General features: G+C 51.2%; 14 protein-coding genes. 8 read left to right on the top strand and 6 right to left on the bottom strand.

Going from position 1 to position 14,488, the window contains the following annotated elements; genetic code table 11:
- The first annotated feature begins 58 nt into the window (after positions 1-58).
- Positions 59-973: an alpha/beta hydrolase gene (locus FDX19_RS02140; RefSeq protein WP_137381430.1), complete on the top strand. Its 915-nt coding sequence runs from the start codon at positions 59-61 to the stop codon at positions 971-973.
- Between the two features lie 38 nt (positions 974-1,011).
- Here FDX19_RS02140 and fabY read toward each other — a convergent pair whose 3' ends face one another.
- The 6 genes from fabY to FDX19_RS02110 form a co-directional block, all read right to left on the bottom strand.
- A complete protein-coding gene (gene fabY, locus FDX19_RS02135) occupies positions 1,012-1,953 on the bottom strand; it encodes a fatty acid biosynthesis protein FabY (RefSeq protein WP_170974333.1) in 942 nt (313 codons plus the stop codon).
- Between the two features lie 44 nt (positions 1,954-1,997).
- Positions 1,998-2,435, bottom strand: a complete 438-nt coding sequence (gene dtd / locus FDX19_RS02130; RefSeq protein WP_137381428.1) for a D-aminoacyl-tRNA deacylase — start codon at positions 2,433-2,435, stop codon at positions 1,998-2,000.
- A complete protein-coding gene (locus tag FDX19_RS02125) occupies positions 2,432-3,304 on the bottom strand; it encodes a virulence factor BrkB family protein (protein WP_137381427.1) in 873 nt (290 codons plus the stop codon). The genes dtd and FDX19_RS02125 overlap by 4 nt, the downstream gene beginning before the upstream one ends.
- Positions 3,298-3,897 (bottom strand): glucose-1-phosphatase, encoded by a 600-nt coding sequence (yihX, locus tag FDX19_RS02120; protein WP_137381426.1) that lies wholly within the window; start codon positions 3,895-3,897, stop codon positions 3,298-3,300. The genes FDX19_RS02125 and yihX overlap by 7 nt, the downstream gene beginning before the upstream one ends.
- 105 nt (positions 3,898-4,002) lie before the next feature.
- Positions 4,003-4,806: a DeoR/GlpR family DNA-binding transcription regulator gene (locus tag FDX19_RS02115; RefSeq protein WP_137381425.1), complete on the bottom strand. Its 804-nt coding sequence runs from the start codon at positions 4,804-4,806 to the stop codon at positions 4,003-4,005.
- Between the two features lie 33 nt (positions 4,807-4,839).
- Positions 4,840-5,736 carry a sugar kinase gene (locus FDX19_RS02110; RefSeq protein WP_137381424.1) on the bottom strand — a complete coding sequence of 299 codons (897 nt, stop codon included), beginning with the start codon at positions 5,734-5,736 and terminating at the stop codon, positions 4,840-4,842.
- Between the two features lie 166 nt (positions 5,737-5,902).
- Here FDX19_RS02110 and yihU point away from each other — a divergent pair, with 166 nt between their 5' ends.
- The 7 genes from yihU to FDX19_RS02075 all read left to right on the top strand — a co-directional run bounded on the left by yihU (position 5,903) and on the right by FDX19_RS02075 (position 14,470).
- Entirely contained in the window at positions 5,903-6,799 is an 897-nt protein-coding gene (gene yihU, locus FDX19_RS02105) for a sulfolactaldehyde 3-reductase (protein WP_137381423.1), read from the top strand.
- 10 nt (positions 6,800-6,809) lie between these two features.
- Positions 6,810-7,688, top strand: coding sequence for a sulfofructosephosphate aldolase (gene yihT, locus FDX19_RS02100; protein WP_137381422.1), 879 nt, complete (start codon positions 6,810-6,812; stop codon positions 7,686-7,688).
- A gap of 15 nt (positions 7,689-7,703) precedes the next feature.
- Positions 7,704-8,945, top strand: a complete 1,242-nt coding sequence (gene yihS / locus FDX19_RS02095) for a sulfoquinovose isomerase (protein ID WP_023217874.1) — start codon at positions 7,704-7,706, stop codon at positions 8,943-8,945.
- A gap of 71 nt (positions 8,946-9,016) precedes the next feature.
- Positions 9,017-9,919 (top strand): aldose-1-epimerase, encoded by a 903-nt coding sequence (locus FDX19_RS02090; protein WP_249357512.1) that lies wholly within the window; start codon positions 9,017-9,019, stop codon positions 9,917-9,919.
- Positions 9,920-10,007: 88 nt separating this feature from the next.
- On the top strand, positions 10,008-10,883 hold the full coding sequence (locus FDX19_RS02085; protein WP_137381420.1) for a sulfite exporter TauE/SafE family protein: 876 nt from the start codon (positions 10,008-10,010) through the stop codon (positions 10,881-10,883).
- Positions 10,884-11,005: 122 nt separating this feature from the next.
- Positions 11,006-13,042 carry an alpha-glucosidase gene (locus tag FDX19_RS02080; protein WP_137381419.1) on the top strand — a complete coding sequence of 679 codons (2,037 nt, stop codon included), beginning with the start codon at positions 11,006-11,008 and terminating at the stop codon, positions 13,040-13,042.
- Positions 13,043-13,087: 45 nt separating this feature from the next.
- The gene (locus FDX19_RS02075; RefSeq protein WP_137381418.1) at positions 13,088-14,470 is read left to right on the top strand and encodes an MFS transporter; all 1,383 of its coding nucleotides are present in this window, start codon (positions 13,088-13,090) and stop codon (positions 14,468-14,470) included.
- Positions 14,471-14,488: the final 18 nt, after the last annotated feature.

Below are 14,488 nucleotides of genomic sequence, written 5' to 3'. Positions count from 1 at the left end.
CATCCGTGGTAATCCAGGTTATAACGCTGTATATCCATACAGATAAGAGAAATAATAAATGGCACTGGAAAACGGGATTGCGCAGCTGGTTGAGGCGTTTATTGCGGCGGGGCGTCCTTCTGCGCACGAGCAGAATATTGATGACCGGAGGGCTGGCTACATCGCCAGTACGGTACTGGCCGGAGAAACTGAAACCCGCGTACAGGTTGAAGATAGTGAACTCGATACCATGACGTTTCGCGTTGTTTCGCCACGGGGTGCCACGGGAAACTTACCCTGCGTGATCTATTATCACGGCGGCTGCTTTGTCAGCGGTGGATTCGCTACACATGATAACCAGCTAAGGCAGCTCGCCCTGACCAGCGGCTGTCGGGTGATTGCAGTACAGTATCGCCTCGCACCAGAGCATACTTTCCCATCAGCACACGACGATGCTGAAAAAGGCGCTAACATCATTTGGAAGTATGCAGAGAAACTGGGTGTCGATCGTACGCGCATCACGCTTGCTGGCGACAGCGCTGGCGGACATCTGGCGCTGGTCACAGCACTACGCCTGAAAGCTGCCGGGCAATGGCAACCTGCGCAGCTTATGCTGATCTACCCGATGCTGGACGCTACCGCCAGCTTTGAGAGCTATGCCCGCAATGGGCGGGATTACATCATTACACGCGACACACTGCTGTCCGGTTACGAGATGTATATGCCACAGACTGACCTATACCATCCGGAAGTCAGCCCGCTGTGGCGCGACGATTTCAACGGGTTACCGCCGACCCACATCATTACCGCTGAATTTGACCCCTTGTGCGATGAAGGAGAGGCCCTGTATCACCGGCTCCAGAAGCAAGGTGTGGACTGCACCTGCCAGCGCTACCCCGGCGTTATCCACGGATTTTTTCAGTTAGGAGGCGTAAGCCAGACGGCACGAAACGCAATGCGCGACGTGGCCTGGCGAGTGGCAACACACGAGTAAAACGCGAATCGGGTAGCGTGAAGAGTTGGGATTTTCCCCTACTCTTCTTCATTCCCACCTTCGACGTAAGGACCAAACGGCTTCGCAGGCAATACGATATACGTGCCTTCAAACACCACACCCGCCGTATCGTCACCAAAAAGCTCCACCTGCATTTGCACACGTGCCTTGCGACCTCTGGCCAGACGGTCCAGGTCACCGCTCAATGAGCCCAGATCGGCGATAGCAGTAGGCTTTCCGGTGATCGGCTTGCTGTAGCGGATATGCGCATCGGCGAGGATAATCGTGCCGCCCAGATGGCGCTCGCGCAGCATCAGCCAGATAAGCCCCCAACCGGTAAGCGTCGCCAGCGAGAACAGGCTTCCGGCAAACAGGGTGTGGTGCGGATTCTGGTTCCCTGTCTCGGGCATCGTGGTAATAAATTTCTGCCCGGTATATTGCTGAATACGCACACCCATTTTCTCGCTTAATGGAATATGTTCGTACCAGGCTTGCTGTAGCTGCCCACACCAGTCACCACGATGAAGAATATCGTCCAGCGTCGCAATGGGCTTAATCATCAGGAAGTGGCGGACCGGCGTGGTTTGCGGCGTGGTGATTTCCCCCTGGCTTACAAACCCCAGCTTGGCGAAAAATTCAACCGCATCCTCACGAGCGCTACAGGTGACGCGCTTCACCCCTTCCTGGCGTGCCACGGATTCAAGGGTCATCGCCATCAGCGTTCCGAGCCCCTTTTCTTGCACCGAGGGGTCTACAGCCATAAAACGTATGGAGGCTTCGTTATCCGCATTGATATACAGACGCCCTACTGCGACCAAATTACCTTCTTCGTCCACCACCATTTGATGGTGTGCCATTGCGTCCCAGGCATCCCGTTCGGAGCCTTTTGGCTGGTGCAGGGGTTTACGCAGCATTTCCCAGCGAAACTGGTAGTAACGCTCCAATTCTTCTTCTGTTTGCGGTACTCGAAGGTGATACATAGTTGTATTCTCTCTTGTTACCCGCGACCACGCCGGAAGCTGGTTCATACTTGTAACCAGAACGTCACGGGGCCATCATTAACCAGCGAAACCTGCATATCAGCAGCGAATCGCCCGGTTTGCGTGTTCATTTCCTGTTGGCGGCAGCGCTCTACAAAATACGTGTACAGCGCCTCTGCCCGATCGGGTGCTGCGCCTTTTGAAAAACCAGGGCGCATGCCGCGTTCGGTATCTGCCGCCAGTGTAAACTGTGAAACCACCAGCACGCTGCCACCTGACTGCTGCACATTCAGGTTCATTTTGCCTTCGGCATCGCTAAAGATTCGATAGCCGAGTACGCGTTCGCACAAGCGGTTCGCTTTCTGTTCGTCATCATCCCTTTCGACACCTAACAGGACCAAAAGTCCTGGGCCAATTTCACCCGTCACCTCACCCTCCACGGTGACGCTGGCACGGGTTACGCGCTGAATTAATGCAATCATGGTTGCTCTGCTTCTTCTTGTTCTGCGGCTTGTTTAAGTTTGCGGTATTCCCCGAGAGTGACAGTTATTTCCGCGCCTAGCAAGACGATACACCACGTCCAGTAAACCCAGACGAATAAAATAGGGATCACCGCCAGGACACCGTAAATGAGCTGATAAGACGGGAACATCGTGATATAGAGCGCAAATCCTTTCTTTCCGGCCTCGAACAGCACAGCAGCAACAAAGGCACCGATTACCGCATCGCGATTGGGGACTCGCGTGGTGGGTACAATGCTGTAAAGCAGCCAGAACGACAGCCAGGAAAGTACCAACGGGAAAATACGCAGTACGTTATCAATAACCGTGTTGAGATCGCTGGCCCAGCGCAACGACAGCAAATAAGAACTGATTGCCAGGCTGGCTCCCGCCAGCAGCGGTCCCAGCGTTAATATCATCCAGTAAACGGCAAAAGAGTACACTTTGGGCCGCGTGCGCTTACTGCGCCAGATGGTATTCAACGCGCTATCGATGGCATACATCAGCAATAAGGCGGTGACAATCAGCCCGCATGCCCCAACAGCAGTCATTTTGTTCGAGTTTGCGACAAACTGTTCGATATACCGCTGGATGACATCACCAGTCGCCGGAATAAAGTTAGCGAAAATGAAATGACGGAGTTGAATGCTGACATCGGAAAACATCGGAAATGCAGCGAAAAGAGCAAAAACAACGGCGATAAGCGGCACTAATGAGAGCAATGAAACGTAGGCAAGATTTCCTGCCAGCGTTGTCATATGGTCCTCATCAATGCGCTGCCATAATAGCTTCAGCCAGGCCCATACAGGACGCGTATGATGCCTGGCTTTTTGATGCAAAAATTTTAGCATAACAACTTCGCGAAATAGTCAGGGATGGTCGTTTTATCGACGACCTGGATACTGGTGATCCCTAACTGGTTAGCCCCTTCAATATTATCGGCGTTGTCATCAAAAAAGACGGCATCGTGCGCAGAAAAACCTTCTGACTGCAGAACGTGCTGGTAAATCCGTGCTTCCGGTTTACGCATGCCCAATTCCTGAGAAAGATAAATGTGATCGGCTGCCTGACGGATTTCGGGATACTCATCCGGCCAAAACGTTGTGTGCAGGCGGTTAGTATTTGATAACACAACGACACGATGCCCTTGCTCGCGCAGCTTATGCATGATGTCGATAACTTCGGGGCGTAATGCGACAAAAACGGCCTGCCAGCCGTGGGAGAACTGCTCATAACTCAAAGGCAACGCCATGTCATGACACAGCGCCTCGGCGAAGGCCTCATCTGTTATTTCGCCTCGTTCATGCTGGCGAAAAGCCTCCCCCATCGTGAAACTTTGCTTTAGTGAAGCCAGCGGTACACGGCTCAAATCGCTCCATGTGCCTAACACGCGATTGAAGTCGATATCGACAATCACATTACCCAAATCAAAGATATAGAGCATGTCCTTCTCCTTTCTCGCCGTGGATGAATAACTGTAGCGGGAAAGGAGAAGTTTGACTATGCGTGCGTGATGACTTCGAACGAATCAGAGCATCAAAGAGTGAGATCACATGACCAGCGCGTCATCCTGAGAAGGACTCACTTGCACAATTTCAACCTGCTGTGACTGCAGGAGATTGTGTAATGCCGGACCAGGATATTCATCGGTGAACAGCGCAGTTACCTGCGACACATTACCAATCTCTACTGCGGCAGAGGCCGTGTATTTCGTATGATCCGCTGCCAGCAGAATGTGCCGGGAATGGGACATCATCGTTTTTACTACACTGGCTTCGTTAACATCAAATTCCAGCAGCGCGCCATCGCTTTCAATCGCACCCACACTGGTCACCAGATAATCGGCGCGAAAGTCAGCGACAAACGCTGTAGCAGAAGGACCGATAATACCGCTGTTATGCGGGCGCAGCGTCCCCCCGGGAACCATCACTTCAAAACGCGGGTTGTTATACAGAATATGCGCCACGCGCAGGCTGTTGGTGATGATGCGCAAATGGTTATGGTTTAACAGCGCCCGCGCAACCTGCTCAACGGTAGTACCAATGGTAATAAACACCGTTGAGCCGTCGGGAATGTAGTCAGCCACCGCTTCCGCGATGGCTTTTTTCTCTTCCGTCCAGGAGACTTCACGCTGTTCGAACGCCGTATTGACCACGCTGGAGGCTCTGCCTGCTCCGCCATGATGACGCGTAATTAATCCCTGTTCGCTTAACTTACGAATATCACGACGCACGGTCTGGGTGGAAACATCCAGCAGACTGGCAAGTTCGTCAATATTCATATAACCACGCTCGCTAATCAGCATCAGCAGTTGATCGTGTCGCGGGTTACCGGTCAGTTCGGTAAGACTCATGAAATTTCCTCGAAAAACCATTGCCCTGGCATTTTATACAAAAAGTGACAGAAAAGATCGGGTTTGATCACAGTCAGGGATCCCCGCACGCCCGCCCGGACGCGTACACTTCAGTGCAGCGACGCCACTGGCAAACCTGATGGCGTCTTCCTGCGCGGACCCACAGGCCAGACTAAATGCCAGCGCACCGTGAAAAACATCACCGGCACCGGTGGTATCGACCACATCGACTGAAAATCCTGGCTGATGCTGCACTGCATTATCTTTTATCCAGTCACACCCCTCACCGCCACGCGTCACATAAACATGACCATTTGTGAGCATTTGTGCTTTTTTCAGTCCAGAATCAGGCTCCGTTGTCCCTGTCAGTCGCGCCAGTCCAGGTTCAGAGAACGCAGCATGATCGCTCAATGCCACCAGTTCACTGATGTCCTGCGGCGTAACGTCGCCATCCAGCACGGTCATCACCCCTGACTGACGCGCCAGCGTGAAGGCCTGTTTTGCCCCTTCGTGCCAGCGCACGTCCGCCAACACCACATCCCACTGAGAAAAATCGATCTCCTTCAGCCAATCAGCATCCGGCAGTAAATCCGGGCTGGGATAGTTAACGATAATTCGCTCTCCCTTCGCGTCGACCATAATCGCCGACTGTGAAGAGTTCGCCCCTGCATAGCGCCGGGTGTAACGGGTGTTTACCCCCAGGGATTCCAGCTCCGCCAGCAGGCTGTTTCCGGTGTCGTCATCGCCCACACGGCCAATAAAGTCCACCTGTGCGCCCAGCTTCGCCGCAGCCACAGCCGCCGTCGCAGCAGGCCCACCGCCCACTTCGGTATACCGCTTCGCCACATATTTACCTCCTTCAGTCGGTAAACCTTCTACGTAATAGATGCGATCCATCACGGTAATACCCACACAAGCAATACGAATCATGTTCATTCCTTAGGCGTTTCAAGATGGGATCATTTTAATTTCACAAAATGTTTAAAAAGTGACGGCTGTCAATTTTTTGACCATAAATTACAAATACGATCAAAAACAGACAGAAACAGACGATTTTAAATGACAGAAAATGACATCCACGTCTCAGGAGAACGTTATGGCAGTTATAGCATTTATCGGATTAGGTCAGATGGGTTCCCCCATGGCGAGCAACTTGCTGAAGCAGGGTCATCAACTCAGCGTCTTTGACGTTAACCCGGATGCTGTTCAGTGCCTGGTGGAAAAAGGAGCACAGCCTGCCAGCAGCCCGGCTCAGGCAGCAAACGGCGCGGAGTTTGTCATCACGATGCTGCCAAACGGCGATCTGGTGCGCAGCGTCTTGTTGGGTGAACAAGGCGTTTGCGAGAGCCTGTCGCCACAAGCGCTGGTCATTGATATGTCCACTATCCATCCGCTGCAGACCGACAAACTGATTAGCGACATGGAAGCCAAAGGCTTCAGCATGATGGATTGCCCGGTCGGGCGCACCTCCGATCATGCGATCGCAGGAACCCTGCTGTTGCTGGCTGGGGGAGCGGCTGAACACGTTGAGCGCGCAACGCCAATACTCATGGCAATGGGCAATGAATTAATCAATGCCGGCGGCCCCGGTATGGGTATCCGCGTCAAACTCATCAACAACTACATGAGCATCGCGCTAAATGCGCTCTCCGCCGAAGCCGCCGTGTTGTGCGAAGCACTCGGCCTCTCCTTCGATGTGGCCCTGAAAGTGATGAGCGGGACGCCTGCCGGAAAAGGCCACTTCACCACCTCATGGCCGAACAAAGTGCTGAAAGGCGATCTTTCCCCGGCCTTCATGATCGACTTAGCCCACAAGGATCTTGGCATCGCCCTGGATGTGGCGAATCAACTGCACGTGCCGATGCCGCTTGGTGCGGCCTCCCGCGAAGTCTATAACCAGGCTCGCGCCGCTGGCCGTGGTCGGGAAGACTGGACGGCCATTCTTGAACAGGTTCGCGCATCCGCCGGGCTAAATAAACACACAGATAAGTAAGGACTGAACAATGACGAAGTACACCCTGAAAGACATCACCCGAGCTTCCGGCGGTTTTGCCATGCTGGCAGTCGATCAGCGCGAAGCCATGCGCTTAATGTTTGCCGCTGCGGGTGCGAAATCCCCGGTGAGCGACAGCGTGCTGACTGATTTCAAAGTGAATGCAGCGAAGATCCTTTCTCCCTATGCCTCTGCGATCCTGGTCGATCAGCAGTTCTGCTACCGCCAGGTTGTGGAACAACATGCCATCGCGAAAAGCTGCGGCATGATTGTGGCCGCGGATGAGTTCATTCCGGGTAATGGTATTCCGGTCGATAGCGTGGTGATTGATAAAAAAATCGACCCGCAGGCCGTGAAACAGGACGGCGCGAAGGCGCTGAAGCTGCTGGTACTGTGGCGCAGCGACGAAGATGCCCAACAGCGTCTTGATATGGTGAAAGAATTCAATGAGCTATGCCACGTCAACGGCCTGCTGAGCATTATCGAACCGGTTGTGCGTCCACCGCGCCGTGGCGATAAGTTCGATCGTGAGCAGGCCATAATCGAGGCCGCAAAAGAGCTGGGTGACAGCGGCGCCGATCTCTACAAGGTCGAAATGCCGCTGTACGGCAAAGGTACCCAACAAGAACTGCTTAGCGCCTCCCAGCGCCTGAATGAAAACATCAACATGCCGTGGGTCATTCTCTCCTCTGGTGTGGATGAAAAACTGTTCCCGCGCGCGGTCAGCGTAGCAATGACCGCTGGCGCATCCGGCTTCCTGGCCGGACGTGCGGTCTGGTCATCGGTTGTTGGCCTGCCGGATACCGAACTGATGCTGCGTGATGTTTCCGCACCTAAATTGCAACGCTTAGGTGACATTGTCGATGAAATGATGGCCCGTCGCCGCTAATACGAGGATCAAAGAATGAAATGGTTTAACACATTGAGCCACAACCGCTGGCTGGAACAGGAAACCGACCGCATCTTTAACTTTGGTAAAAATGCTGCTGTCCCTACCGGATTTGGCTGGCTGGGTAACAAGGGGCAAATTAAAGAAGAGATGGGGACTCATCTATGGATTACTGCCCGAATGTTACACGTTTACTCTGTGGCCGCGGCTATGGGCAGGCCAGGGGCCTATGATCTGGTTGATCACGGCATCAAGGCTATGAATGGCGCGTTACTCGATAAAAAATACGGTGGTTGGTATGCCTGCGTGAATGACGAAGGCGTGATGGATGCCTCCAAACAAGGGTATCAACACTTTTTTGCACTGCTGGGCGCAGCCAGCGCAGTAACAACCGGACATCCTGAAGCCAGGAAATTACTGGATTACACCATAGAAGTTATTGAGAAATACTTCTGGAGTGAAGAAGAGCAGATGTGCCTTGAGTCCTGGGACGAAGCCTTCAGCCAGACGGAAGATTACCGCGGCGGTAACGCCAACATGCACGCGGTCGAGGCTTTCCTGATCGTTTATGACGTTACCCATGACAAAAAATGGCTGGATCGCGCTATCAGAATCGCATCCGTCATCATTCATGATGTAGCCAGAAACAATCATTACCGTGTGAATGAGCACTTTGATGCTCAATGGAATCCTATCCGCGACTATAACAAAGAAAATCCAGCACACCGTTTCCGTGCATTTGGCGGCACGCCAGGCCATTGGATCGAATGGGGTCGTTTAATGCTGCATATCCACGCAGCGCTGGAAGCCAGATGCGAACAACCCCCAGCATGGCTGCTGGAAGATGCTAAAGGTTTGTTCCACGCTACAGTACGCGATGCCTGGGCTCCAGATGGGGCAGACGGTATTGTGTATACCGTTGATTGGGAAGGGAAACCTGTTGTACGCGAACGTGTACGCTGGCCAATTGTAGAAGCAATGGGGACAGCCTATGCCCTCTATACCGTAACAGGGGATCGTCAATACGAAACCTGGTATCAGACATGGTGGGATTACTGCATTAAATACCTGATGGACTATGAAAATGGTTCATGGTGGCAAGAGTTGGATGCTGACAACAAAGTGACCACCAAAGTCTGGGACGGTAAGCAGGACATTTATCACCTGCTGCACTGCCTGGTAATCCCACGCATTCCGCTCGCTCCAGGGCTGGCTCCAGCCGTAGCAGCGGGTTTGTTAGATATCAATGCGAAATAAATAAGCCTGGTAAAGACGGCATATCAGCAAATGAATGTTGCATATGCCGTTGTTTAGTAAGGATATCTAATATTAAGGTGATATGTATGCATAGTGGTGGGAATACGATATTACTCGCTGCAGGTGATTACCGGGCGCAAATAGTTTCAGTTGGTGCCGGTCTTGCCGAATTAACCTGGCAGGGCAAACATCTGGTTATACCTCATAAACCAGAAGAGATGCCTCTTGCTCATCTGGGTAAGGTATTAATCCCTTGGCCAAATCGTATTGCCAATGGCATCTATCAGCATGATGGGCATGAGTATCAGCTACCGATTAATGAACATGGTTCTAATACCGCTATTCACGGTTTACTTGCATGGCGAGACTGGCAAATTGATGAATTAACGGCAGAAAAAGCCTCATTTTCCATATTTCTGCCACCAAGCTATGGCTACCCATTCGCATTGATCTCACGAGTGATTTACTCACTGGACGCAACAACTGGGCTGTCCGTTGAGATAATTAGCCAAAATGTCGGCGATAAATCAGCACCTTACGGAGTCGGTATTCACCCTTATTTAACCTGTGATTTAACGCCTGTTGATGACTATACGCTGCTGCTTCCTGCAAATGAGGTTTTTGCTTTCGATACACAGTCTAACTCAACAACGTTACTTCGCGTCGATGAGCTGAATTTGGACTATTCCGTCCAACAAAAAATCGGTGATAAACGGATTGATCATACTTTCAAAACTTGCGGCGAGCGGTGGGAGGCGAAAATTATTAACGAACAACAGCAGTTGGCTGTTAGTTTGTGTTCCGATCAGCCGTGGCTTCAGGTCTATAGTGGCGAAAAGTTGAATCGTCAGGGATTAGCTATCGAGCCGATGAGTTGTCCACCTAATGCCTTTAACTCTGGGATCGACTTACTATTACTTAAACCAAAACAGCAGCATACATTATTTTTTAATATTCACGGTGAATGCATATAGTTCAAGTATTTATTTGTGCAGGATACCCATTACCCTGACTTAAAAAGTTCACGGTAATATTTTAGAATTTGATAATGAAGGAATTATAATGGATTTCTTTAATTTATTTACACCTGATGGCGTGATGTTGGAATCTAATGTTATATACACCGTTATCGCCTTAATGTTTCTTTATACATTCGTAGGAATATGTGCTGGCTTTGGTGGTGGATTGACAACCATGCCGCTCATCACCCTGATGCTACCGGTAAAAATGGCAACACCACTTTCTGTTATTGTAGGAACAGCAACCGCCATTTATGCCACATGGTTATCTCGTAAAGAAACGGACTGGCGATCGGCTGCCGTTCTTATCGGCTTCTCTTTCCTTGGCATTCCGGTAGGTTTATATGCACTTTCCTATCTGCCTGACCACATTATGAAAATAGGATTGGGCGGTTTTCTTATTCTCTACTCATTCTACAGTATGTTTATTCCTCGCCTACCCATCTATGACAGACGTTGGATTGCGGCGCCGTTAGGGGCAGTTGCTGGTGCGTTAGGAGCGGCCTTTTCCACAAACGGACCACCAGTTGTGATGTATGGAATGCTACGTAACCTGGGTCCAGCCGCTTTTCGCGGTACGCTGAATGCGTTCTTTACGGCTAACAACATTGCCGTTGTCGGCGGTCTGGCAACGAGTGGAATATTAACAATTTCGACATTTAAACTGGTTATTTTCTGTATTCCTACAATGATACTCGGTTCCTTGGTTGGGCAATATGTGCATAAGCGCATTTCGGTAAAAGTATTCCGTGTTTTAGTATTTTTATTATTAATCGCTTCGGGTGCAATGTTAATAAAAGGTGCATTGGGTATTTCAGCTATCACTGCGCTTCTACCACCATTTGTATTGTTGGCAGTATTACAAATGCTTTTAGGTAAAAAAATCGCTGAGATTCGTAAAGTGGATGCTAGCAAATAATAAGAGTTTGTCTTGTTCAAGCGCTACTTAAGGGTAGCGCATAACTATTTAAGGCTAATGAATAATAGCAAACCATAACCAATCAGTATGCTCGCGTTCCTCAATTTCATGGAGAATATTTTATGAGCTCGCAAAGTAGGCATTTATCCTCTGTCCTGATAGAAAAGAATATTGATGGCTTTACGCTAACGTACCACCAGCGCCTGATTTTGCGTCACAGCACAGATCTCCCCTGCCTGTGGATCGGCGCTGGCGTTGCCGATATTGACATGTTTCGCGGCAACTTCAGCATCAAAGACAAGCTCAATGAGAAGATTGCTCTAACCGACGCCACAGTCAGCGAGTCGCCTGACGGTTGGCGGGTAGATTTCAGCCGCGGTAATACCATCACTGCCACGCTACACATTTCCACCGATGAACAGGGTCGTCTGAAGCTGGATCTGCATAACGATGATCCCAGTCATAACCGCATTTGGTTGCGTCTGGCCGCCAGAGCGGACGACCACATCTACGGCTGCGGTGAACAGTTCTCTTACTTCGACTTACGCGGCAAGCCCTTCCCATTGTGGACCAGCGAACAAGGCGTGGGTCGGAATAAGAATAGCTATGTCACCTGGCAGGCGGATTGCAAAGAAAATGCCGGTGGTGACTATTACTGGACTTTCTTCCCGCAACCGACCTTTGTCAGCACGCAAAAGTACTACTGCCACGTTGATAACAGCTGCTATATGAATTTCGACTTCAGCGCACCGGAGTATCACGAGCTGGCGCTGTGGGAAGACAAAACCACCCTGCGCGTTGAGTGCGCCGACACGTATATTTCCCTGCTGGAAAAACTGACCGCGCTGTTAGGTCGCCAGCCGGAGTTGCCGGACTGGATTTACGACGGCGTCACGCTCGGTATTCAGGGCGGTACTGAGATTTGCCAGAACAAACTGGACACCATGCGTAATGCGGGCGTGAAGGTAAACGGCATCTGGGCGCAGGACTGGTCCGGGATCCGCATGACTTCCTTTGGCAAGCGCGTGATGTGGAACTGGAAGTGGAACAGCGACAACTATCCGCAGTTGGATAACCGTATTAAGCAGTGGAAAGAAGAAGGCGTGCAGTTTCTCTCCTATATCAACCCCTATGTTGCCAGCGATAAAGACCTGTGCGCAGAAGCCGCAGCACGTGGTTATCTGGCGAAAGATGCTTCCGGCGATGACTATCTGGTTGAGTTCGGCGAGTTTTACGGCGGTGTGGTCGATCTGACCAACCCCGAAGCCTACGACTGGTTCAAAGAAGTCATCAAAAAGAACATGATCGAGCTGGGCTGCGGCGGCTGGATGGCGGACTTCGGTGAATATCTGCCGACCGACACATATCTGCATAACGGCGTCAGCGCCGAGATCATGCATAACGCCTGGCCCACGCTGTGGGCGAAATGTAACTACGAAGCGTTACAGGAAACCGGCAAGCTTGGTGAAATCCTGTTCTTTATGCGCGCGGGTTACACCGGTAGTCAAAAGTATTCCACCATGATGTGGGCTGGCGATCAGAACGTTGACTGGAGCCTCGACGATGGCCTGGCTTCCGTCGTTCCTGCGGCGCTGTCGCTGGCGATGACCGGCCACGGCCTGCACCACAGCGATATTGGCGGTTACACCACGCTGTTTGACATGAAACGCAGCAAAGAGCTGCTGCTGCGCTGGTGTGATTTTAGCGCCTTCACCCCGATGATGCGTACCCACGAAGGCAACCGCCCCGGCGATAACTGGCAGTTTGATGGCGACAGCGAAACTATCGCCCACTTTGCCCGCATGACCACCGTGTTCACCACCCTGAAACCGTACCTCAAACAGGCCGTCGCACAAAACAGCGCCACCGGGCTACCGGTTATGCGCCCGTTGTTCCTGCACTACGAAAACGATGCGCGGACCTACACCCTGAAGTATCAGTACCTGTTGGGACAGGATCTACTGGTCGCGCCGGTTCATGAGCAGGGTAAGCACGACTGGACGCTGTATCTACCAGAGGATAACTGGGTCAACGTCTGGACTGGGGAAACTTATCAGGGCGGTGAAATTACCGTGGATGCGCCTATTGGCAAGCCTCCGGTGTTTTATCGCGCGAAGAGTGAGTGGGCGTCACTGTTTGCCACGTTACGCAATATCTAATACGGCTCGCCCGTGGGGAAACTCACGGGCACATGGAGAATAATAATGAGTCAGACCTCTGCTGATCCGGCAATGCTACGCCTGCCACTTAAAGAAAAAATAGCTTATGGCATAGGCGATCTGGGTTCCAATATTCTGCTGGATATTGGCACACTCTATTTGTTGAAATTTTACACTGATGTCCTCGGTCTCCCGGGAACCTATGGTGGGATTATCTTCTTAATCGCTAAATTCTTTACCGCATTTACCGATATGGGCACTGGTATTGTGCTCGACTCGCGGCGAAAAATAGGACCGAAAGGTAAATTTCGCCCTTTCGTTCTGTATGGCTCATTCCCGGTAGCACTGCTGGCTACAGCCAACTTTATAGGGACACCGTTAGAAATTACGGGCAAAACGGTCGTCGCAACGCTGTTGTTTATGCTGTATGGATTGTGCTACAGCCTGATGAACTGCTCTTATGGCGCGATGGTGCCTGCCATAACCAAAAATCCAAATGAACGAGCCTCACTGGCCGCCTGGCGTCAGGGCGGATCCACCTTAGGCCTTCTCATTGGCACCGTTGCGTTTGTACCAGTAATGAATTTGATTGAAGGCAATCAACAACTGCAATATGGCGTAACCGCAGCTCTTTTCTCGTTATGCGGGCTGCTATTTATGTGGCTTTGCTATGCGGGTGTTAAAGAGCGTTATGTTGAGGTCAAACAGACTGATTCCGCGCAAAAAGCAGGAATTTTGCAATCCTTCCGCGCAATCGCGGGTAATCGCCCACTGTTTATTCTGTGCGTTGCCAACCTCTGCACTCTTGCGGCATTTAATGTCAAACTGGCGATTCAAGTCTATTACACCCAGTACGTGCTGAACGATCCGATTATTTTGTCCTATATGGGCTTCTTCAGCATGGGTTGTATATTCATCGGCGTCTTTTTGATGCCCGCCGCAGTTCGCCGCTTTGGTAAGAAAAAAGTCTATATCGGCGGACTGATAATTTGGGCCGTGGGCGATCTGCTTAACTACGGCCTCGGCGACACTTCGGTGAGTTTCGTGGCCTTCTCCTGCCTGGCATTCTTCGGCTCAGCATTCGTTAACAGTCTGAACTGGGCGCTGGTCTCAGATACAGTGGAATATGGCGAATGGCGTACTGGTGTTCGTTCCGAAGGGACAGTTTATACCGGGCTCACCTTCTTTCGCAAAATGTCCCAGGCGCTGGCTGGATTTTTCCCTGGATGGATGCTGACGCAAATTGGCTACGTTCCAAACATGGTGCAATCGGCCAGCACCGTTGAAGGATTACGTCAGTTGATCTTCATATATCCTTGTGTGCTGGCGGTGCTCGCCATGATTACAATGGGCTGTTTTTACAACCTCAACGAGAAAATGTACTTCCGTATCGTTGAAGAAATAGAAGCGCGTAAACGTACTGCTTAACAATAATAATTAAAGACG

Source organism: Citrobacter sp. wls619, from assembly GCF_005281345.1.
Lineage (GTDB): Bacteria > Pseudomonadota > Gammaproteobacteria > Enterobacterales > Enterobacteriaceae > Citrobacter.
This window is presented reverse-complemented; position numbering and strand designations above follow the sequence as displayed.